Here is a 21,984-nt window from a genome sequence, read left to right as displayed (position 1 = left end):
CAACATTGGTATAAAAATTACGATTAAAATTGCTGGCTTAGCAACGCGACCATCGCGTTAAGGTAGCATTCGCTGGCCGCATCTGCCGAAATGGGCGGAAGCTCAGCGGTAATGCAATGAAGCGAACGATCGGCGCACCAGCTTCCGAAAGAGCCGGGTGTGTCGTAGCCGATACTCGATACTAACGGCAGCTCGCACTGTTGCGCCAACCAGCGACCCAGTTCGGAGCGGTGCGGATCTTCAATACAGGCGAGTGGCTCATGAAAAGAGACAACCCAGCGCGGATTAAGTTTCTCAATCAGCGTGCAAAGGGCTTTCGTTTCCGGCTCTGAGCCCGCGGTTTCCCCCGTGGATAACTCGACATCACGTTCATCTGCGGCGCTATTCCAGCGATAAACCGTACTCCCCGGCTGCCAATTGCTGGCTGGGAAATTGCGATTCAGATCGACGCCGTTAGCATTGGCACGTAGACCCAACTGACAGCCATCAGGATTGACCGCAAGAACAACGTGATGGCGTCTCTGGCCTGAAAATAGGGTACGAAGCGCGCAGGAAAGCGCCACCACTGCCGCAGTTTCATCACCGTGTGTTCCGGCAATAATCAGTCCGCTTTCTGAAGGCGCTAATTCGGCTGGAAAGTAGAGTAATGGTGCGCCCAGCAGCGATTTTCCATAAGGTTCACCCAGCGACGGCAAATTACCTCGTTGCTGGCGAGCCTGAAGAGGAATAATTGTGTTTTCCATGATATCGCCCTGTGGTTACCGATGGATGCGTTTTATCATAAAAAAATCGCTCCAGAGACGCAAACGGTGATACGGATTGACAAATTGCAGGCGTATTGCTGGATGATAGCGATGATTTCTGACTATTATATTCTTCAATCATTTCATTATACTTTCAGGTCAAATCATCATGCACCATGGATATTCTGCATTTTATGCCGCGTTGATGGCGGCCATGGCGGGCAATGCTGTTGCGGCGCAGGTTCCAGCGGGAACGATTCTGGCTGAGAAACAGGAAATTGTTCGCCACATTAAAGATGAACCTGCTTCTCTCGATCCGATAAAAGCGGTGGGGTTGATGGAAGCGCAAGTGGCGCGCGATCTGTTTGAAGGGCTGGTCAAACAGGATGCCAAGGGTAACATCGTCCCTGGCGTAGCGCTGCGTTGGCAGACGACCGATAACCGCACGTTTATCTTTACCCTACGTGATAATGCCCGCTGGTCTAATGGTGAACCCGTCACCGCAAACGATTTTGTCTATAGCTGGCGTCGTCTGGTCACGCCTGAAAACAGCTCGTCATTCGCCTGGTTTGCCCGACTCGCAGGGATTCAGAACGCTGAGCAGATTCTCGCCGGCAACATGCCTGCTGAGCAGCTCGGTGTGACCGCGGTTAATGACCATACGCTGAAAGTGCAACTCAGCAAGCCAGTGCCTTATTTTGTCAGCCTAACGGCAAATTTCAGCCTATTTCCGGTACATCAGGCCACGGTAGAAAAATTCGGAAATGACTGGACGAAACCGGGAAATCTGGTCGGAAATGGTGCGTTTAAGCTGGATCACCGTGTTGTTAACGAGAAGCTGGTGCTTACGCAGAATCAATATTATTGGGATAATGCTAACACGCGCCTGACAAAGGTGACTTTTGTTCCAGTCAATCAAGAGTCAAACGCGACCAAACGCTATCTGTCTGGTGATATCGATATCACCGAGTCATTTCCTAAAAATCTGTACCAGAAGCTGCTGAAAGATTTACCCGGCCAGGTTTATACGCCGGATCAGCTTGGCACCTATTACTACGCGTTTAACACGCAACGTGCTCCCACCAATGATGTCCGGGTGCGAAAAGCGCTGTCGTATGCCATCGACCGAAAAGTGATTGCAGAAAAAGTATTGGGAACAGGAGAAAAGCCGGCCTGGCACTTCACGCCGGATGTCACCGCAGGCTTCAAACCTACGGAAAGCCTGTTGCAGCAATATTCTCAGGATGAGCTGGATGCGCAGGCAAAAGCGCTGATGGCAGCGGCGGGCTATGGTCCAAACAATCCGCTGAAATTATCGCTGTTGTACAACACGTCGGAAAGCCACCAGAAGATCGCGATTGCCGTGGCATCTATGTGGAAGAAGACATTAGGTGTTGACGTACGGTTGTCCAACCAAGAGTGGCAAACCTACATCGACAGCCGTAATAGCGGTAATTTTGACGTCGTGCGGGCGTCCTGGGTCGGTGATTACAACGAACCCTCGACATTCCTTTCACTGCTGACTTCGCACCACAGCGGTAACATCGCTCGCTTTAAAAATGCGAGTTACGATCGCGTACTGGATGAAGCGGGTAATCAAACTAACCCGCAGGCGCTGAATGCGGATTACAACCGGGCAGAGCAGTTGCTGATAGATGAAGCGCCGATTGCGCCAATCTATCAATATACCAACGGACGCTTGATCAAGCCGTGGGTGAAAGGCTACCCCATTACTAACCCTGAAGATGTGGCATATAGCCACATGCTTTACATCGAAAAACATTAAGTACCGTAGTCATACATTGAGTGATGTAGTAATAAAGCCGGAGCGGGTGTGATGTCGCTCCGGCTGGCAGAGTGCAGTACTGATAGCAAAACCGTTGGAGGCAAGACGTGGAATCCTTGGCAGGAAAAGAGTTGCAACACAGCGGTGCGGTTCATGCGTATCAGTTGGATGGAAAGGGCGGGATTACCCCGATTGGTGAGCAGGATGTCGTCAACAGCGAGAAACCCTGTTGGCTGCACCTCGACTCTACATTACCTGCTAGTGCTCGCTGGCTGAATAAAACGACACTGGTGCCGGATAGCGTACGCAATGCGTTGGCGGGGGAAAGCGCTCGTCCTAGAGTGACGCGTTTGGGCGAAGGCACACTGATCACGCTACGCAGCATTAACTTGAATGCCAATGCACGACCGGATCAACTGGTGGCCGTTCGCGTGTTTATTACCGACAAGCTGATTATCTCTACCCGACGCCGTAAAATACTGGCGATCGACGAGATTCTTACCGATTTGAAGGAAGGCAATGGCCCGACAGATAGCGGAAGCTGGCTGGTCTCGATTGCGGAAGCATTGACCGATCATACCAGCGAGTTCATTGATGATTTGCATGAGAAAATCATCGATCTGGAAGACGACTTGCTGGAGCAAAAGATTCCGCCGCGCGGCGAGCTGGCGCTGATCCGCAAACAGCTTATTGTATTACGTCGCTACATGACGCCACAGCGTGATGTTTTCTCCCGTATTTCCGGCGAGAAACTGCCCTGGATGCAGGATGACGACCGCCGCAGAATGCAAGAGATTGCCGATCGACTAGGACGCGGGCTCGAGGATCTGGATGCCAGTATTGCCCGCACTACGGTGCTCTCGGATGAAATAACGGCCTTGATGACCGAAGCGATGAACCGCCGCACCTATACGATGTCGCTTTTGGCGATGGTTTTTCTGCCGACGACGTTTTTAACCGGGCTATTTGGCGTTAATTTAGGGGGGATTCCCGGTGGCGATGCGCCGTTTGGTTTTTTCACGTTCTGCCTGATGTTGGTGATATTGGTTGGCGGCGTTGCATGGTGGTTAAAACGCAGTAAATGGCTATAGCGACTTACGGTGAGTGGGAGCGTAGATACTCACAAACTGTCGCGAAGGGTTAAAAAACCACGCGTAAATTGAGCAATATCAACATTTTTTACCTTGTTGTGCGGCACTATCATTCCCGCAGGTGAATGCAACGTCAAGCGATGGGCGTTGCGCTCCATATTGTCTTACTTCCTTTTTTGAATTACTGCATAGCACAATTGATTCACACCATGCCGACAGTTTTGTCGGCTTTTTTTTGTCCCTCGATCTGGCCTTTCCATTTCATCCCAAGCCACACCCTTCGGGCCGTCGCAAGCGACGTTATAAAATGCCTTTGGCATTTTATTCATTAGCTTACTACGCTTAAGAGAACGCGCTGGCGTTGTTTGACCAGCCGTAACGCATGTCTGTACTGCTTCAGTAGCTGGATTTGCCTTAACATTATCCAACACCGAGGAGGAAAATATGCTCACTCAAGACGCGACGGATTATCTGCAAGCTGACACGGTTCCGGTTGAACCGATTCCCATTATACCGAACGATCCGACACCTCGTCCGCTTCCCGATCCTCCGCCCATTCCTGATCCACCACCGACAGGGCCGGAACACGAACCTGTAATTGAACCACCGCAAGACCGATAGCGGCACGCTACGTAACAGAAAACGGCAATAAAAAACACGGTGGTGAAATAGCAATCGCTGCTTCTTACCACCGTGTCTCTATTCTTTACGGTAATGCCATTCCCTCACGAGAATGTCGCGCTTATTTTATTTCCAGCACGTCAAGGCGGGCGAGTGGCGGTACCTCGTCATCATCTTCTGGCTGCCAGCCAGCAGGTTGTAACGGTAACTCTTCACGGTCAAAAGCCAAATCACCGCCATCCACCACGTCGCTACCGTGGCGAATGCCTTTAAAATCGAACAGCGCATGATCGGCAAGATGAGAAGGCACAACGTTCTGCATGGCGCTGAACATGGTCTCAATACGGCCAGGATAGCGTTTATCCCAGTCGCGCAGCATATCTTTAATCACCTGACGTTGTAGATTTGGCTGCGAGCCGCATAGATTGCACGGAATAATCGGATATTGGCGTGCTTCTGCGAAACGTTCGATATCTTTTTCACGGCAGTAGGCAAGAGGGCGGATAACGATATGTTTGCCATCGTCGCTCATCAGCTTCGGCGGCATACCTTTTAGCTTTCCACCGTAGAACATGTTCAGAAACAGCGTTTGCAGAATATCGTCGCGGTGGTGACCAAGGGCGATTTTTGTCGCGCCGAGTTCCGTCGCGGTACGGTACAAAATCCCGCGACGCAGGCGTGAACACAGTGAACACGTGGTTTTGCCTTCTGGGATCTTATCTTTCACAATACCGTAGGTATTTTCTTCGACGATCTTGTACTCCACGCCGATGCTATCAAGATATTGCGGTAGGACATGTTCTGGAAACCCTGGCTGCTTCTGATCCAAATTCACCGCGACCAGAGAAAAGTTAACAGGCGCACTCTGTTGCAGATTGCGCAGAATTTCCAGCATGGTGAAACTATCTTTCCCACCGGACAGGCACACCATAATACGGTCGCCTTCTTCAATCATATTGAAATCAGCGATAGCTTCGCCGACGTTACGACGCAGGCGCTTTTGCAATTTGTTGAGATTGTATTGTTGTTTCTGGTTAATTTGTTGATTTTCTTGCATTTTTATCTGTGCTCGTTGCAAAAGGCGTTGCGGATAGAAAACGGTTCAATGCAGACGCCAACACGCTCTGCACGATCATGGCGTGTATGGTACGGATTACGGCGACGAATGCCAGATCGTTTTACTGAAGTGTTCCACAATTGCCCGATGGACGAGAAAGAGTCGCTAACTTTTTGCTCACTCAAGGTAGAAAAACGAACCGTAAATATTGTATTTCGGTAAGGTCATAACGTCGTGTTCGGCACAGATGGTTTCATGCTCAGCAAATCACTACAGAGGGTTGTCTGGCAATGACGTTATGGCTCGCTTCATGTCGGCGTTATGTTTCTTGTTATTGAAAAAAAAGGATATTCATTTCCTACGTTGTTCGGTGTATAAGCATCGTTTAGATTGGTTTATGGCGTTATTAACTTAAGGAAGAGTTATGATTTTTGTTCGTTCAGAAAATATCAAAAGTAACCACTGGCTGGCGAAGATCGCGCGTGGAGACTGCGGAGTCGAAGGTACATTTGGGCATCTTGCTATTGCGTTGCTTCTGGCTGTTCTCGATCATCTTTTAGTCCCATACATTACAGACGGCAGTGTTAGGGTGGGATACCTTGCGATAGCCGCTATGGTTTTTTATGGTATTTATGTCGCTAATATTGGCATGGGATTCTGGCGTCTGGCGCGGAAATTATCAGGAGAGGTTAAGAGATTTCTGCTGCGTATTTTAGCTGCTGGTTGTGTGATAGTGGGAGTTTCGGCGATCTTTAATGGGTTGATTATAGTCTTTGCGTTACTGGTTTTCTGAGCACATAGATTTGCTTGATCAATGATCAATCAATATATAAAGAAACGGTGTCAAAACGCCTTTGAGTGGATATTCAAGTAAAATAGGAAAGTCTGGGTAACTAAGAAAGTCAGTGTCATTCTATAAAAGCTGAATTATAAAATAACACCACGGACAGGGAAGTAATCCAACCGTGGTGTCATCTCTTTAATTATATATTATTGCGGCAGAATTTCTTCAATTTTAGTAATATGCGCATCGCCACTTAATGGCTTATAAATGTGGATTTTGACAATTTTTAGCGGTGCATCTGGCGATGTTACCGTGCCTTTGGTCAGGAAGGAGTAGTTTGTACCGGACACCACCTGCGTTGCGACAAACAAAGGGGTGTAAGCCACGCCCAGCAGATGTACGGTAGATTTAAAAAGCGCTTTATCTGCATCATCCAAATCACGAAAAGCAGTCCATCCACCAAGAAGTTGATCTGACATTATTTCACCTCATTGAATTTTATTGATAATGTTATTGCTGTTATGCTCTATTTACTTTCCGAGAGCACTGGAGTGATGTTATTCGATGTGGTTTTATTCAGCAATGATTATCTATCGATTTCTTTATATAAATAAATCTTAGAGATATCAAAAAAACAATAATTGCATTTTTATTTCTAGTGAAGGAAAGAGATGCAATCATGATAAATGAAATGATTTTATATCTAATCATTATTAGAATTATTTAAAATACTGGCTGCTGAGTTTATTTAATAAAATAGATAAACCCTCATATTTTAAAGATAAATTCGTGGAAGTGCGCTTAGCGTGAGTAAAGCACGACGTTTGCCACATCGTTTCGACTGATGAGTGATGGTTTTGTCGTCGCCTCTGGTTCCGACTTAGGGGCGTATACCTTTTACTTCACGATCGCGGTTGCCGATGTGAGGCTTGATGGATATAGTCTTTATCTGAAAAGTCATTCTCTGGGCTATGGCGCAAAGTGTAGTGCCGGAAGCGACAGCCCACCCGATCCGAGGCCAAAACATGAAATTATTGCCATGGTTATGTACTGCTGCTGCGTTGTTGCTGGCGGGATGCAGCAATCATAGTGAAAGTACGGCGGCTACCCAACAAAAAACCACGCAAAATGATGATGAAAGTGTCGCCGTGCTATTGAAAAGCAGTTCTCCGATTGACGTTAACTGTACGCTGATTGGTGGGACGATGGCGGTTTCCAGACAGCTTGATGGTGCAAGCGTGGGGGCCTGTCAGTTAGCCAATGGCAAGCGCTGTAGTGAGCAATCGCTGATGAATGGCAGTTGTCCGGCAGGGTAAGTCCTGCGGCAGTTTACACTGCCGCAGGAAAAGTTAAGATGTAACCAGATTGGCGCAGGGCGTGTTCTGGCTGATGTCTTTCAGATTCTGTAGCGTGGTTTGAGAAATGCTGGTCAGCGCTTCTTCGGTCAGGAAAGCCTGATGCCCGGTAAACAGTACGTTGTGGCACGCCGATAGGCGGCGGAAAATGTCGTCCTGGATCACATCGTTAGATTTATCGGCAAAGAAGAGATCGCGCTCGTTTTCATAGACGTCCATCCCCAGCGCGCCAATTTTTTGCTGCTTCAACGCATCAATAGCGGCCTGCGAGTCGATCAATCCGCCACGGCTGGTGTTGACGATCATGACGCCATTTTTCATTTGTGAAAAGGCCGCCTGATTGAGCAGATGGTGATTTTCCGGCGTCAGTGGGCAGTGCAGGGAGATGACGTCTGCGTTGGCATACAGCGTTTTGAGATCGACATACTCCGCGCCTAGCTCCAATGCCTGTGGGTTCGGATAGGGATCGAAAGCCAGCAGGCGCATGCCAAAGCCTTTCAGAATACGCATGGCAGCTACGCCGATTTTTCCAGTGCCGATAATGCCCGCTGTCCGGTTATGCATGTTGAACCCAATCAGCCCCTCTAGAGAGAAGTTCGCGTCACGGGTACGCTGATAGGCGCGGTGAATACGGCGGTTAAGTGTCAGCATCAGACCCACCGCATGTTCGGCGACGGCTTCAGGGGAATACGCAGGAACGCGTACGACGCTGATACCTAGCTCCTTGGCGGCTTCCAAATCGACATTGTTAAAACCAGCACAGCGTAACGCCAGCGTTTTGATGCCTAACTCTGCCAGTTCGGTCAGCACTTCGCGGCCGCCGTCATCGTTCACGAAGATGCAAACGGCCTGACAGCCCGCGGCTGTTTTTGCGGTGCGCGATGTTAGCATGAAATCAAAAAACTCCAGTTCATAGCCAAACTGTTGATTGACCTGCTCCAGATATTTACGGTCGTACTGCTTAGTGCTGTAAATTGCCAGTTTCATTGATAGTTTCTCCGAAAAATCCTCAGATTAAGCTATCAGAAAATCGGGCGGTGACAAACCGTTACCTGACTGACAGTAACGGCTTGCAAATAAGAGGTGTAACGGCGTAAGAGCGGGTTTAGCGAGGGATGCTGAAGACCGACACGGCTTCAGACATGGTAGCAATCTGTTGTTCCAGGCTGCTGATGGCAGAACTGGAATGGGTAGCCAAAATGGTGTTCTGGCGGGTTAATTCATCAATGTTATTCACCGCTGAGTTAATTTGCCCCAGCCCTTGTGATTGCTCTTGTGTCGCCAGACTGATTTGATTCACGAGCTGCGTAACCTGCTGCACCTGCGTCAGTATATTTTGCATTGACTGGCTGGTGTGATTGACCAATTTATCGCTGGTGTGAATGTTGGTAATGGTAGCATCAATGATCTCTGCGATGTCTTTGGCTGCGGCGGCACTTCGCTGCGCCAGAATACGGACTTCCCCCGCAACAACGGCGAAGCTCTTGCCTTGTTCCCCAGCATGCGCGGCTTCTACAGCCGCATTGAGCGCCAGAATATTTGTCTGGAACGCCAGATTATCCAGCACGCTGATGATATCGGTGATCTCTTTACTGGAACGAGTCATGGTCGCCATGGTGTCCGTTACCTGACTGACTGCTTTCTCTCCCGCATCGACGGCCTGATTGGCATCACTGGCACAGCGTGTCGCTAACTGGGTAGCCGAAGCGTTACTTTTAATCGTCGCGGTGAGTTGTTCCACTGAGGAAGCGGTAGATTGCAAACTTTGTGAGGTATCTTCGCAGCGCTGACTTAGCGTGTAATTCCCCGATGCAATCTCGCCGCAGGCGTGACGCAATTCTACCAGCTTGCCGTTGACATCATCGACAAACGTGCGGAAATTCATACCGGATTGATTGACGGCGCGTAATAGCATACCGACTTCGTCCACTCTATTAAGTTGAAACGAATTATCTGCCTGCCCAGATGCAGAATTAATAGCTTGGTGGAGAATTTTTTCTAGTGGTTTTGCCAGGTGCTGAACTAATAATTCACTGGTTATTGTCGCTCCAGCGAGTAGCACTAAAACAAAAACGAGTAGCGGTGTAGTAAGAGGAAGGGTAGTAAGTAAGAAAAGTAGCGTGAAGAGCATGAAAAGGAAAATGTAGCTTCGTATCCGCCAACGTACGGGAATGACTTTAAATAAGCTAAGAAGTTTTAACGGCCCTTTATAAATCAATAATCCCTGATAGAGCCGACGGTTTTTTAATTTATCCTCGTTCATTCGGCGGTAAAGTGACTCTGCTTGTCGAACTTCTTCCGGTAACACACGCGTTCGCACCGACATATACCCGGTTATTTTCCCTTCCTTCATCAGCGGTGTTGTACTTGCTTTCACCCAATAGTAATCACCACTCTTACGGCGATTCTTGACGACAGCAGTCCAGATTTTACCGGCCTTCAGCGTTGCCCACATGTCGGCAAACGCCTGTGGGGGCATGTCTGGGTGGCGAACGATATTATGAGGTTGGTGGAGAATCTCCTCAAAGTCGTAACCACTGGCATCAATAAAATCGTCATTTGCATAAGTGATATGGCTATCGGTGGTCGTAACCGACATTAGCTTGGCTTTTTCATCTAATAAATACTGAATATCACTGACAGGAAAATTCTTACGCATTTATTGATCCTTTTAGTATAAGCAAGCATAAATATGATGTTTTTAGATCCATGAACTCACTGAAAAGCGATTAATGCTCTTTAATTAACGGCAATATTTCTGAAATAATTAGTGAGGACACTTATCTGTTGTTACTAATTTCTAATGTTATTTTTTCTTCAGGAAATTAGTTGTCTGGCTTGACTCGCTGCAAGCGCTCGTGCCGATGACCAAAAGCATTCATTTGTTAAGTATATTATGACTCTGCGAATTTGCACTGTGGGCAACGTACGTTAAATGATGGGGATCAGATGATGGGCGCCCAGAGGTGAGAGGTGAGCGCCCGTGAAAACGAGGTTATCGGGAAAGGCTGAAGACAGAGGCTGCCTGTACCATACTCGATATTTTCTGTTGCAGATGATCGGTAGCCGAGTGCGATTGGCTGGCCAGTGCGGTGTTTTGATGCGTGAGTTCATCAATGCGATTTACCGCTTCATTTATTTGTTCCAGTCCCTGAGATTGTTCCTGCGTTGCGAGGCTGATCTCATTCATTAAATTGGTGACATGTTGTACCTGAAGTAGGATATTGCTCATGGATTTGTGCGTATGTGAGACCTGTTGTTCACCAGTGCGAATGCTATTCAGCGTTTCGTCGATGATAGTCGAAATATCGCTGGAAGAGGTGGCGCTACGCTGTGCCAGAGAGCGAACTTCACTGGCGACGACCGCAAAACTTTTACCCTGTTCTCCCGCATGTGCTGCTTCGACGGCAGCATTAACGGCAAGAATGTTGGTCTGAAACGCAAGGTTATCCATGACGCTGACAATATCTGTAATGCGTTCACTGGAACGCGTGATGGTCTCCATGGTATCAGAGACCTGACTCACAGCCTGTTCGCCAGAATTGACCGCCTGATTCACATCCTGCGTATAGATTGAGGCCTGAAGCGAGGCTTCCGCGTTGCTTTTGATCGTTGCGGTCAGTTGCTCCACGGATGCCGCCGTTTGTTGCAGGCTTTCTTCGGTTTCCTCACAGCACCGTGCCAGCGTGTGGTTACCTTGCGCGATTTCATTACAGGCGTTTTTCAACTCGCTCAAATTGGTGTTCACATCGTCCACAAAAGTGCGGAAATTCATGCCGGACTGGTTTACCGCGCGCATTAACATGCCAATTTCATCCACGCGGTTAAATTGTGTCAGGTTGTCTGCTTGTCCGGCGGCGGAACGCATAGCCTGAGACAAAATTTGCTCAATAGGGCGCGCGACATGGTGCACCAGAAGTTCACCACTGATAAAACAGCAGGCAATGAGCAGCGGGAAGAGTACGGATGCCAAGGCGGTTCCCGCTAATAGCGCATAGGCGGCGACGAGTGGGAGCAGGCTAAAAAGCAGAAAATAACTGCGGATACGCCAGCGTAGCGACATGGTTTTAAAAAGGCTCAGGGCACGCAATGGTCCGGTATAAATGAGCAGACCATGGTGGAAGGTGCGGTATTTTAATTTACCGCTGTTCGCGCTGGCATAGAGCGCCTCTGCCTGATGAATTTCTTCGGCTGATGCTGCGGTTCGCACAGACATATATCCGGTAATCTCACCGCCTTTTCTCAGCGGCGTGGTGCTGGATTTTACCCAATAGTGGTCGCCATTTTTACGCCGATTCTTCACAATTCCTGTCCAGATATTACCTGCACGCAGCGTTTTCCACATATCCGCGAAGGCGGCTGGTGGCATATCCGGGTGGCGGATAAGATTATGGGGCTGTCCCATTAACTCATCCATGCTATAGCCGCTGACATCAATAAAGTCTTTGTTTGCGTAGGTAATGTGGCTTTCTGGCGTGGTGACCGACATAAGTCTGGTTTTTTCAGAAAGAGGGAGTTGATGGTCGGTGACTGGGGTGTTATTACGCATAAAGCAGTCCTTGATATGCTGTGTCCGAATACTGATTTAACATGAGGCATACCCACGAAGATGAATCAGCAGATAGCGGTAATGGTTCAGGTTGCTCATGGCTTTTTTACGGCGAGTCGGGCAAAAGGAGACAATCCTGATATCCGATCGGAAACGCTTTGTTCATGATGAGATAACGCGATTCATTACAAAATATAACCTCAATTAAACATTTTACCACGAAAGGGTAATAAGCCTGTATGCACAATAGGGGTAAATGTGAGGTGGATAGAATTGTTTGTTAAAAAAAAGAGCGATTTGTGAATGAATAATCGACAGGTCAATGCAGCGCTGGTTTTTACAAATAGTTAACGGGATGCTTAATAGTCGCTAATGATTAAAAAATATGCACTTCCAATGGCGTTCCTGCTTGTCACTTTGCTATTGGTTTCTTGGCGGACGACGCCGCAGTGGTTGCCGCGCCTTGCCAATATCTGGCTACCGACTGGCATGTCTTTGACTATAAAGGATACGCTGGGTTGGCAGAATCGCGGGTTACATAGCAAAGGCTTTAGCATTAAGGCTGGAGAATGTGTATTGCTTGATGTGCAGAATATCACGCTGGGTTGGCATCGCTGGCAGTGGCATGCTGATCTTGATGCTGTGACGTTAAACAGCGACTGCCTGCAATATGTGCCAGCGAGCCATAGCACTGAGCCACCCGCGCAACTGTCGCAGTGGCAAGAATGGTTGCCTGTTGTCGCTATTCAGGTGAAAAAATTTACGTTACCACCCTGGCAGGACTATGCCGGACAGGTGCGGTTTAGTAGCACGGGTAAACAGCAACAGACGCTCGATTATCAGGGCGATCAGTTAGCGTTTAGGGCAGAACTGAATGATAAACGTCTGACTCTGCATGAGAGCATGCTCGCAACACCGGCGGGTTTTGTGCGTCTGCAAGTCAGCGGAGAGATGGAATTAGCCGATACGCTGGATACCGCGCCAGTACAGGGACGTCTCATTGGGAAACTGGATTCAGGGCAGACGCCGGACCCGCTTTCTCTCCTGCTGAATTGGCATAATGAGCGAGGCGAACTGGTGCTGAATGCCGCGCATGATGAAGCTCCGCTGATCTCGCTGCCGTGGAAATTGACGGATGAGGTGATTCAGGTTTCTGATGGTATCTGGCGGTGGCCTTATGCGGATCAGCCGCTCTCTGGGCAAGTGGCGATGACATTGCAGCATTGGCGGCAAGGGTTGGATGCCACCACGATTAACGCGCGTTTGAATATGCTGACGCAAGGACATAACGGTAAGGCTAACGCCGTGCTGGTACTCGGGCCGGGTAATATTGGTCTGCTCAACAGTGAATTGCGCTTTCAGCTTACCGGACAAGCTAATTTACCTGCGCTCTCCTTCACGGCGACGCTACCGGGGGTTTTACAGGGCTCTATTCTTAATCCCGAACTCTCTCTTTTACCGGGCGCACTGTTGCGTGCCTGGGGAATGCCCGCGCCGCAGATTTATCTTGACGAAGCGCGCTGGCCGCTGGCGGGCGTTCGGGTGAGTGCGACGGGCGTAAATGGGCGGCTACAGGCGATTGTTAAAGCGCGGGAAGCATACTGGGGGCGTTTTAACTTACACCTTGACGGTCAGGCGCAGGATTTCTGGCCGGATCAAGGACAGTGGCAATGGCGGTATTGGGGCAACGGCCGCCTGCCACCGCTAAAAGGGCAATGGGACGTGGCTGGGCGAGGGCGCTGGCAGGATACGTTGATAGAAGTCAGCCAACTATCGAGTGGGCTGGACCAGCTCGGCTATGGCATTGTGACGGTACACCAGCCTCGCCTGACGATTACTGAGCCGATTCGTTGGCAACGCGCCCGTTCAGGCGAACATTTTCAAGGGGCGCTGCAATTAGTCTCAGAGCGGACAAATTTCAGTAACGGTGGCTACTTGCCGCCTTCATTGCTAACGCTGGCGATGCAGGGGCGTAGCCCGGATGATTTCCAGCTACAGGGGCAGCTACAGGCTGAATATATCGGGCCAGTCAAGCTGCGTGGGCGTTGGGATGGGGAACGGCTACGCGGTGGGGCGTGGTGGCCAATGCAGCCACTTAAGGTGTTTCAGCCTCTGCTTTCCCCGTTGTTGAAAATGAACATCCGCACCGGGCAGTTTTACGCTCAGGCGGCATTTTCCGCTGCGCGTAAAGAAGGGTTCAGTGCGGGTGGACACTGGGTGGTGAAGAATGGCGGACTGTGGCTACAGGATGGTGAAGTCAGCGGGGTAAATTTTGTCCTGCCTTACCGCCTGAAAGATCAACGCTGGCAATTGGGCGTCAGACAACCAGTCACGCTGCGAATTGACGTGTTGGACAACCTGTTTAGGATGAGCAATATCCGCGTCGATCTACAGGGTTTTTATCCGTACAGCGACCGACGCCCTTTGGTTATGTCTCAGGCCGATCTGGACGTATTGGATGGGCATATTGGGCTGTCTACGCTACGCTGGCCGCAGCGTGAACCGGCGCTGTTCACCGTTAAGCGCATCGATCTCAGCGAACTGACGACAGCGCTGAAGCAAAAGCAGTTTGCGCTGTCAGGGCGTGTGAGCGGCACACTACCGCTGAATTTCAATCATCCGACCATGTTGATTGAGCGCGGGCGTATTACCAATGATGGTTTCCTGACGCTGCGGCTGGATGATCAACTGGCAGATGAGTTAGCGAGTAAAAATCTGGCGGGAGGCGCGGCGATTGGCTGGTTACGCTATCTGGAGATTGGGCGCTCCTATGCCACACTTGACCTGAATAACCAAGGTGAGCTGACATTAACGTCGAGGGTGCAAGGGAAAAATCCGCAGCTCAGCGCAAACCGACAGGTCATTCTTAACTATCGCCATCAGGAGAATATCTTCCAGCTCTGGCGAAGTCTGCGCTTTGGCGATAACTTGCGGGATACGTTGGAACAGCAGGCGAATGAATAAACTCAAGGCAGAACAATGAATAAAAGCGAGACAGTGATGATGTGTTGCACGGTAGCTTTCCTGACGGGCTGTGTGCCGCGCATTGAAGTTGCTGCCCCTAAAGAACCCATCACCATCAATATGAATGTGAAGATCGAACATGAAATTCACATCAAAGCGGATAAAGAAGCGACGCAGCTGTTGGAACGGTCGGACAATGCTGCCGGTGATGAGATAAAGAAAAGCGCGCCGGAGGGCGCGCAATAATTAAGCCAATTAAATCAATGTAATGGCAAGGGTAGTAACGATGATTCGTTATGCGGTGACCAACTGAGACAGTTGTGTTTTCGCGTCTTCGGTCGCTTTCTGTGCCACATCTGGGCCGTAGCCGTAACCTTCGGCGAATACGAATTCCAGATCGGTCAGACCGAGGAAGCCCAGGAACACACGCAGGTACGGTTCCAGCAGATCGGTTGGTGTACCTTTATGGATACCACCGCGGCTGGTTAATACGATAGCGCGTTTGCCTTTCACCAGACCTTCTGGACCTTGCTCGGTGTAACGGAAGGTCACACCCGCGCGGGCCACCAGGTCGAAGTAGTTCTTCAACTGGGTAGGAATGTTGAAGTTATACATTGGCGCAGCGATCACGATCACGTCATGTGCCTGCAATTCAGCGATTAAATCGTCGGACAGTTTCAGGGCTTCCTGCTGACGCGGGGTCAGTGCTGCATCGGACGGGCGCAGTGCGCCGACTAATTCACCATCAAGAACCGGAATCGGTTGAGCGGCCAGGTCGCGTACGGTGATGCTATCGTTTGGATGTGCAGACTGCCACTGGGCGGTGAAGTGGTCGGCCAGTTGGTTTGACTGAGAATAACCTGCCAGAATGCTTGATTTCAGAACCAATACTTTGCTCATTGCCAATTCCTTTAGTGATTGAAGTGGGCGACAACATAACGCCCTTTGATGTGTCACATCTTATGCGGTGCTCTGGAAAGTGAAAAGTGCAAATATTCGAGGTCTTTATTCGATTTTCTTGAATAAGACGATGTTTGAATACGGTAGCGCGGAGCGATTAGAGCCGGTTATGACAATGTGCTACTATCCACGGCTTAAAAATCCTGTGCCTTAAAATCAGGTTAGGCTCAATCGAACCAGATTCGGCGACGCGCAATGTCCCGGCAGAGAAAAGAATTAGAGAAATAATTAAGGAAGAGCAACGTGAAATCACCTCTCAGTGCATTATCTACGCAGTTAAGTGAGCTAATGCTTCGCGATCGGCAACGTCTGCGCCGCCGCTTGCAAGGCGCAGCGAAGGTCAGCAGCCCGCAGGCTCAGGCTGCCATCGCGCAGGAAATTGAGGGGGAAATTATCGCGGCTCGTCAGAAAGTCGAGAACCGACGCGCAAGTTGCCCGACTATTCGCTACCCTGAACAACTTCCCGTTAGCCAGAAAAAAGATGAAATACTGGAAGCGCTGCGCAATCATCAAGTGATTATCGTCGCAGGCGAGACGGGGTCGGGTAAGACCACTCAGTTGCCGAAAATCTGTCTAGAACTGGGGCGCGGCGTACAGGGCCTTATTGGCCACACGCAGCCGCGTCGTCTGGCTGCCAGAACCGTTGCCGATCGCATTGCGGCAGAGCTGGAAACGCCGCTGGGCGGCAGTGTCGGGTATAAAGTCCGTTTTAACGATCAGGTCGGTGACAATACGCTGGTCAAGTTGATGACCGACGGTATTCTGCTGGCGGAAATTCAGCAGGACCGCCTGTTGATGCAGTACGACACGCTAATCATCGATGAAGCGCACGAGCGCAGCCTGAATATCGATTTCATCATGGGCTATTTGTGCCAGTTGTTGCCAAAGCGTCCTGATTTAAAAGTGATTATTACGTCAGCAACCATCGATCCACAGCGCTTCTCCCGCCACTTTAATAACGCACCGATCATTGAAGTGTCTGGTCGGACCTATCCGGTGGACGTGCGCTATCGTCCGGTGGTGGAAGACGCTGATGACAGCGATCGCGATCAGCTACAGGCAATTTTTGATGCGGTCGATGAACTGACGCGCGAAGGGCCGGGAGATATTCTGGTCTTCATGAGCGGTGAACGTGAAATCCGTGATACGGCAGAGGCGCTGACCCGTCTGGATTTGCCGCATACCGAGATTCTCCCGCTGTACGCGCGCTTGTCGAATCAGGAACAGAACCGCGTCTTTCAGTCACATCATGGTCGCCGCATCGTGCTGGCGACCAACGTGGCGGAAACCTCACTCACCGTACCGGGGATTCGCTATGTGATCGATCCGGGTACGGCGCGTATTAGCCGCTATAGCTTCCGCACCAAGGTACAGCGCCTGCCGATTGAGCCTGTCTCTCAGGCGTCGGCGAATCAGCGTAAAGGACGCTGTGGTCGTGTTGCCGCTGGGGTGTGTATTCGCCTTTATTCCGAGCAGGATTTCCTGTCGCGACCTGAATTTACCGATCCCGAAATTCTTCGCACCAATCTGGCTTCCGTCATTCTGCAAATGACGTCGCTGGGGTTAGGGGATATCGCCGCGTTCCCGTTTGTTGAAGCGCCGGATAAGCGCAACATTCAGGACGGCGTGCGCTTGCTGGAAGAGCTGGGTGCGATTCATCTGGCGGATAACGGGCATTACCGCCTGACGCCGCAAGGGCAACAGTTGGCGCAATTACCGATTGACCCACGCCTGGCGCGTATGGTGCTGGAAGCGCGTAAAATGGGCTGTGTGCGTGAGGTAATGGTGATCACCGCCGCGTTGTCGATTCAGGACCCGCGTGAAAGACCGATGGATAAGAAGCAGGCGTCGGATGAAAAACATCGTCGTTTTGCCGATAAAGACTCGGATTTTCTGGCCTTCGTCAATCTGTGGGATTATCTGCGTGAGCAACAGAAGGCGCTGTCTTCCAGCCAGTTCCGCCGTCAGTGTCGTACCGATTTCCTTAACTACCTGCGCGTTCGTGAATGGCAGGATATCTACACGCAGTTGCGTCAGGTAGTGAAAGAACTGGGGCTACCGGTCAACAGCGAACCGGCCGATTATCTGAGTATTCACTGCTCGCTGCTCACGGGCTTGTTGTCGCATATCGGACAGAAAGATATTGAGAAACAAGAATTCAGCGGTGCGCGCAATGCCCGGTTTGCTATTTTCCCTGGCTCTGGGTTATTCAAAAAACCACCAAAATGGACAATGGTGGCTGAACTGGTGGAAACCAGTCGTCTGTGGGGACGCATTGCCGCGCGTATTGAACCCGAGTGGATCGAACCGCTAGCTCAGCACCTGATTAAACGGAGCTACAGCGATCCTCATTGGGAGAAAGCGCAGGGCACGGTGATGGCGCAGGAGAAGGTGACACTCTTCGGGCTGCCAATTGTTGCAGCGCGTAAGGTGAACTACAGCCCAATCGATCCGACGCTGGCACGTGAGATGTTCATCCGCCACGCGCTGGTGGAAGGCGATTGGCAAACGCATCACGCTTTTTTCCGCGCCAACCTCAAACTGCTGGCGGAGGTGGAAGATTTAGAGCATAAATCGCGCCGCCGCGACATTCTGGTGGACGATGAAACGCTATTTGCGTTTTACGATCGGCGTTTGCCACACGATGTGGTGTCGTCCCGCCATTTTGACAAGTGGTGGAAGGGGGCTAATCGGGACAATGCCGACCTGCTTAATTTTGAAAAGAGCATGTTGATTAAAGACGGCGCGGAGAAGGTGAGTGCGCTGGATTACCCGAACTTCTGGTATCAGGGCAGTCTGAAACTACGCTTGTCCTATCAGTTTGAACCGGGAACCGATGCGGATGGCGTAACGGTGCACATTCCGCTACCGATTCTCAATCAGGTACGTGAAGAGGGCTTCGAGTGGCAGATTCCTGGTGTGCGCCGTGAACTGACGATTGCGCTGATTAAATCGTTGCCCAAGCCGTTACGTCGTAACTTTGTCCCTGCGCCGAACTATGCAGAGGCATTTCTGGCACGCACCACGCCCTTGGAGAAAGGGCTACTGGATGCGTTGGAACGTGAGCTACGGCTGATGACGGGCGTGACGGTGCCGCGTGAGGCATGGCAGTGGGATCAGGTGCCCGATCATCTGAAAATCACGTTCCGCGTCATTGATGAGAAGAATCGCACGCAGCGTGAAGGCAAAGACCTGAACGCGCTGAAAGACCAGCTCAAAGATAAAGTCCAGCAAACGCTGTCATCCGTTGCGGATGACGGGCTGGAGCAGCGAGGTCTGCACGTTTGGAGTTTCGGTTCGCTACCCGATTGTTATGAACAGAAACGAGGCGGCTACTCGGTCAAAGCCTATCCGGCGTTGGTGGATGAAAAAGATAGCGTGGCGATTCGCTTGTTTGATACGCCACACCAGCAACAACAGGTTATGCGGCACGGGTTACGTCGTCTGTTACTGCTGAATATTCCGTCGCCGATCAAATATCTGCATGAAAAACTGCCAAACAAGGCGAAGCTCGGTCTCTATTTCAATCCGTACGGCAAGGTACTGGATCTCATCGATGATTGTATCGCCTGTGCGGTAGATAAACTGATTGAATCATCCGGCGGCCCGGTCTGGCAGGAAGACGCTTTCCAGCAGTTGCATGAAAAAGTACGCGCAGAGCTGAACGAGACGGTAGTGGATATCGCCAAACAGGTCGAGCAAATTTTGACGGCGGTTTTCGCTATCAACAAGCGCCTGAAAGGGCGTGTAGACATGGCGATGGCACTGGCATTAAGTGATATCAAGAGCCAGATGAGCGGTCTGGTGTTCCGTGGTTTTGTGACCCAAAACGGTTGGCAACGTCTGCCGGACGTATTGCGTTATCTGCATGCAATAGAGCGACGTTTGGAGAAGCTGGCGCAGGATGTCCACCGTGACAGAGCACAGATGCTGAAAGTTGAGCAGGTTCAACAGACATGGCAGCAGTGGTCGAATAAGTTGCCTGCGGAGCGGCGTGACGATGACGACGTGAAGGCGGTGCGTTGGATGCTAGAAGAGTTACGCGTCAGTTATTTTGCTCAACAACTGGGTACACCGTTCCCAATCTCAGATAAGCGCGTCTTGCAGGCGATGCAACAGGTTGAAGGGTAGTTTCTCTGGAGTGCAGGTCGGCGGCACTGGCTGCCGACTACTTACTGCAACATCTTGCTGTGGCGGCGATGTTACTATTACGAATGATGTTATTCTGGCGTGCGTGAGGCGTACTCATCCATCCAGGTAATAAACGCTTCCGGTGGGATAGGTCGGGAAAAGTAATAACCTTGTACTTCATCACAGCCAAAACGAGCCAGATGTTCAAGCGTTTCCTTATTCTCTACGCCTTCAGCCAGCACGACATAGTCTAGTTTGTGCAGCATATTGATAATAGATTGCACAATGACGCGGCTCTTGCGGTCAGTTTTTATATCTTTAATCAGCGATTTATCCAGCTTTATCACCGTCGAGGGGATATTACGCAGGTAGCTTAAATTGCTATACCCGGTGCCGAAATCATCGAGAGCGATAGTAAACCCCATCTGCTCCAGCGTTTGGATGGTGGCAAGTGTTTCTGCGCTTTCAATGATTTTCTGCGTTTCGACGCACTCGATGTCAATGTCCTGAGGGGTGAGTCCGTGGCTGTCCAGAATGGCGACAAGACGTGGGATGAAGTCATTCTCGGAAAAGTTTCGGGCAGAGACATTAATGGATACCGGGAAGGTTAACCCCTGCTGACGCCATTGTTTCACCTGGCTTGCCGCCTGACGGGTAACCCAATCAGTTAATGGCCGCATCAATGTCGTTCCTTCCGCTAGCGGAATAAACTGGTCGGGGTAAATCTCACCCAGTTCGGGGTGATGCCAGCGAATCAGCGCTTCAGCACCAATAACGGTGTTGGTTTTAATACTCAACTTCGGTTGATACACCAAATAAAGACCCGGTTTATTATTCTGTACAACATCGGCTAACTCATTGAGCAGGGTAAACGCGATTTGCTGAGCTTTATCGGCCTCGGGGTCATAAGCGAACTGGCGGACATTCTTGGTTATGGCGGCGCGCAGGGCGCTCATGGATTCACGCAAAATTCGTTGCGGCTCACTGGCCGGAATCTGGAATTCAGTGTATCCGACGAAAAACTCCAGTTTAAGCGGGATATGGCTGGAGATACTTTCATGAATTCGCTCGGCACAGGCATCGAGCTCTGCCAGAATCTGCGCTTTTTTATCCGCCTTGACCAGCAGAGCGAATCGGCCTACTGCCGCACAGTAAAGGCTATCTGGTGAACTCAAACTGAGACGCAGGAAGATGCCGATATCTTTCAGCAGGCCTTCTACGGTCGGCATACCTAGCGCACACCCCATTTCATAGGCGTAAGAAATATCGATAGTATCAATCAGGATGAGCAGGTAGCGTTCGTGAATGTCGGTAATGTGGCTGATGTCGTCAATCAGACGCTGACGGTTGGGTAACAGCGTTACTCCATCAATCAGGCCAATCGCGTTACGATATTCGATTAAAACCAGTGCAATCGCGGCTAAATCATGCAGTAAACGCAGTTGAATCTTACTGAACGTTCTCGGAACATAATCAATGACGCAGAATGTACCGATGGAATAGCCTTCTTTAGTCTTAAGCGGAACGCCGGCATAAAAACGGATAAAAGGCGCGCCAGTGACATAGGGGCTATCGTTAAAGCGGTTGTCTTGAATGGCATCGGGGCAGACGAAGTGTTGACCGGTTTGTACGATGAAATGATCAAAAGAACCGATTTTATCCATATCATCCAGAGGAAAATGGTTTTTTGCTTTAACATGCAGAGATTTAGTACCGGTTAGCGTCACGAGCGCCGTCGGGGTTTCGAGCAGTTCGCAGGCTAGTTTCGTGAGTTTATGAAGAATATCATCTTGAGATATATCGGATTTCTGTAATTCGTCGAGAGTCTGCATGCGTTTTTTTTCATCATGGCTCAAATGTTTTAACATGTAGACTCTTCCTTTCCGCAATAATAATCGCGACGACATCAATTTAATTTAACGGCGACACAATAACATAGAGGT

At 50.1% G+C, this 21,984-nt stretch carries 16 protein-coding genes and 1 pseudogene; 8 read left to right on the top strand and 9 right to left on the bottom strand.

Annotated features, from left to right (window positions below):
• Window positions 1-23 precede the first annotated feature (23 nt).
• Complete coding sequence (gene mpaA / locus E2566_RS11895; protein WP_107167527.1) at window positions 24-743, bottom strand: murein tripeptide amidase MpaA; 720 nt, start codon at window positions 741-743, stop codon at window positions 24-26.
• Window positions 744-912: 169 nt separating this feature from the next.
• Between mpaA and E2566_RS11890 the strand changes: the two genes are divergently transcribed.
• The 3 genes from E2566_RS11890 (at window position 913) to E2566_RS11880 (ending at window position 4,241) form a co-directional block, all read left to right on the top strand.
• Window positions 913-2,529, top strand: a complete 1,617-nt coding sequence (locus E2566_RS11890; RefSeq protein WP_107167526.1) for a peptide ABC transporter substrate-binding protein — start codon at window positions 913-915, stop codon at window positions 2,527-2,529.
• A gap of 107 nt (window positions 2,530-2,636) precedes the next feature.
• Window positions 2,637-3,620 carry a zinc transporter ZntB gene (zntB, locus tag E2566_RS11885; RefSeq protein ID WP_107167525.1) on the top strand — a complete coding sequence of 328 codons (984 nt, stop codon included), beginning with the start codon at window positions 2,637-2,639 and terminating at the stop codon, window positions 3,618-3,620.
• Window positions 3,621-4,064: 444 nt separating this feature from the next.
• Window positions 4,065-4,241, top strand: coding sequence for a hypothetical protein (locus E2566_RS11880; RefSeq protein ID WP_165800617.1), 177 nt, complete (start codon window positions 4,065-4,067; stop codon window positions 4,239-4,241).
• A 121-nt stretch (window positions 4,242-4,362) separates the two neighbouring features.
• Here the strand turns inward: E2566_RS11880 and ttcA are convergent, their stop codons facing one another.
• Window positions 4,363-5,298, bottom strand: a complete 936-nt coding sequence (gene ttcA / locus E2566_RS11875) for a tRNA 2-thiocytidine(32) synthetase TtcA (protein ID WP_107167524.1) — start codon at window positions 5,296-5,298, stop codon at window positions 4,363-4,365.
• 77 nt (window positions 5,299-5,375) lie between these two features.
• A pseudogene (locus E2566_RS21865) lies at window positions 5,376-5,533 on the bottom strand (site-specific integrase); the annotation flags it as partial.
• A gap of 189 nt (window positions 5,534-5,722) precedes the next feature.
• On the opposite strand from E2566_RS21865, the gene E2566_RS11870 reads away from it, so the two are divergent.
• Window positions 5,723-6,091, top strand: a complete 369-nt coding sequence (locus tag E2566_RS11870; protein WP_107167523.1) for a hypothetical protein — start codon at window positions 5,723-5,725, stop codon at window positions 6,089-6,091.
• 197 nt (window positions 6,092-6,288) lie between these two features.
• Here E2566_RS11870 and E2566_RS11865 read toward each other — a convergent pair whose 3' ends face one another.
• Window positions 6,289-6,561: a hypothetical protein gene (locus E2566_RS11865; RefSeq protein ID WP_107167522.1), complete on the bottom strand. Its 273-nt coding sequence runs from the start codon at window positions 6,559-6,561 to the stop codon at window positions 6,289-6,291.
• 546 nt (window positions 6,562-7,107) lie between these two features.
• Here E2566_RS11865 and E2566_RS11860 point away from each other — a divergent pair.
• The gene (locus E2566_RS11860) at window positions 7,108-7,398 is read left to right on the top strand and encodes a putative hemolysin (protein WP_107167802.1); all 291 of its coding nucleotides are present in this window, start codon (window positions 7,108-7,110) and stop codon (window positions 7,396-7,398) included.
• 33 nt (window positions 7,399-7,431) lie between these two features.
• On the opposite strand, the gene E2566_RS11855 is transcribed toward E2566_RS11860, so the two are convergent.
• The 3 genes from E2566_RS11855 to E2566_RS11845 form a co-directional block, all read right to left on the bottom strand.
• Window positions 7,432-8,424, bottom strand: a complete 993-nt coding sequence (locus E2566_RS11855; RefSeq protein WP_107167521.1) for a 2-hydroxyacid dehydrogenase — start codon at window positions 8,422-8,424, stop codon at window positions 7,432-7,434.
• A gap of 118 nt (window positions 8,425-8,542) precedes the next feature.
• Window positions 8,543-10,096 carry a methyl-accepting chemotaxis protein gene (locus E2566_RS11850; RefSeq protein WP_107167520.1) on the bottom strand — a complete coding sequence of 518 codons (1,554 nt, stop codon included), beginning with the start codon at window positions 10,094-10,096 and terminating at the stop codon, window positions 8,543-8,545.
• Window positions 10,097-10,432: 336 nt separating this feature from the next.
• A complete protein-coding gene (locus E2566_RS11845) occupies window positions 10,433-11,986 on the bottom strand; it encodes a methyl-accepting chemotaxis protein (protein ID WP_107167519.1) in 1,554 nt (517 codons plus the stop codon).
• 372 nt (window positions 11,987-12,358) lie between these two features.
• Here E2566_RS11845 and E2566_RS11840 point away from each other — a divergent pair, with 372 nt between their 5' ends.
• The gene (locus E2566_RS11840; RefSeq protein ID WP_107167518.1) at window positions 12,359-14,950 is read left to right on the top strand and encodes a YdbH family protein; all 2,592 of its coding nucleotides are present in this window, start codon (window positions 12,359-12,361) and stop codon (window positions 14,948-14,950) included.
• Between the two features lie 15 nt (window positions 14,951-14,965).
• The gene (locus tag E2566_RS11835) at window positions 14,966-15,196 is read left to right on the top strand and encodes a YnbE family lipoprotein (protein ID WP_107167517.1); all 231 of its coding nucleotides are present in this window, start codon (window positions 14,966-14,968) and stop codon (window positions 15,194-15,196) included.
• A 48-nt stretch (window positions 15,197-15,244) separates the two neighbouring features.
• On the opposite strand, the gene E2566_RS11830 is transcribed toward E2566_RS11835, so the two are convergent.
• On the bottom strand, window positions 15,245-15,850 hold the full coding sequence (locus E2566_RS11830) for an FMN-dependent NADH-azoreductase (RefSeq protein WP_107167516.1): 606 nt from the start codon (window positions 15,848-15,850) through the stop codon (window positions 15,245-15,247).
• 303 nt (window positions 15,851-16,153) lie between these two features.
• Between E2566_RS11830 and hrpA the strand changes: the two genes are divergently transcribed.
• Window positions 16,154-20,041 (top strand): ATP-dependent RNA helicase HrpA, encoded by a 3,888-nt coding sequence (hrpA, locus tag E2566_RS11825; protein WP_107167515.1) that lies wholly within the window; start codon window positions 16,154-16,156, stop codon window positions 20,039-20,041.
• An 89-nt stretch (window positions 20,042-20,130) separates the two neighbouring features.
• Here the strand turns inward: hrpA and E2566_RS11820 are convergent, their stop codons facing one another.
• Complete coding sequence (locus E2566_RS11820) at window positions 20,131-21,909, bottom strand: sensor domain-containing phosphodiesterase (RefSeq protein WP_107167514.1); 1,779 nt, start codon at window positions 21,907-21,909, stop codon at window positions 20,131-20,133.
• Between the last annotated feature and the right edge of the window lie 75 nt (window positions 21,910-21,984).

This window comes from Pectobacterium punjabense, from assembly GCF_012427845.1.
Taxonomy (GTDB): Bacteria; Pseudomonadota; Gammaproteobacteria; order Enterobacterales; family Enterobacteriaceae; genus Pectobacterium; species Pectobacterium punjabense.
The sequence above is the reverse complement of the archived record's forward strand: the minus strand, read 5'-3'. Positions and strand labels throughout refer to the sequence as shown.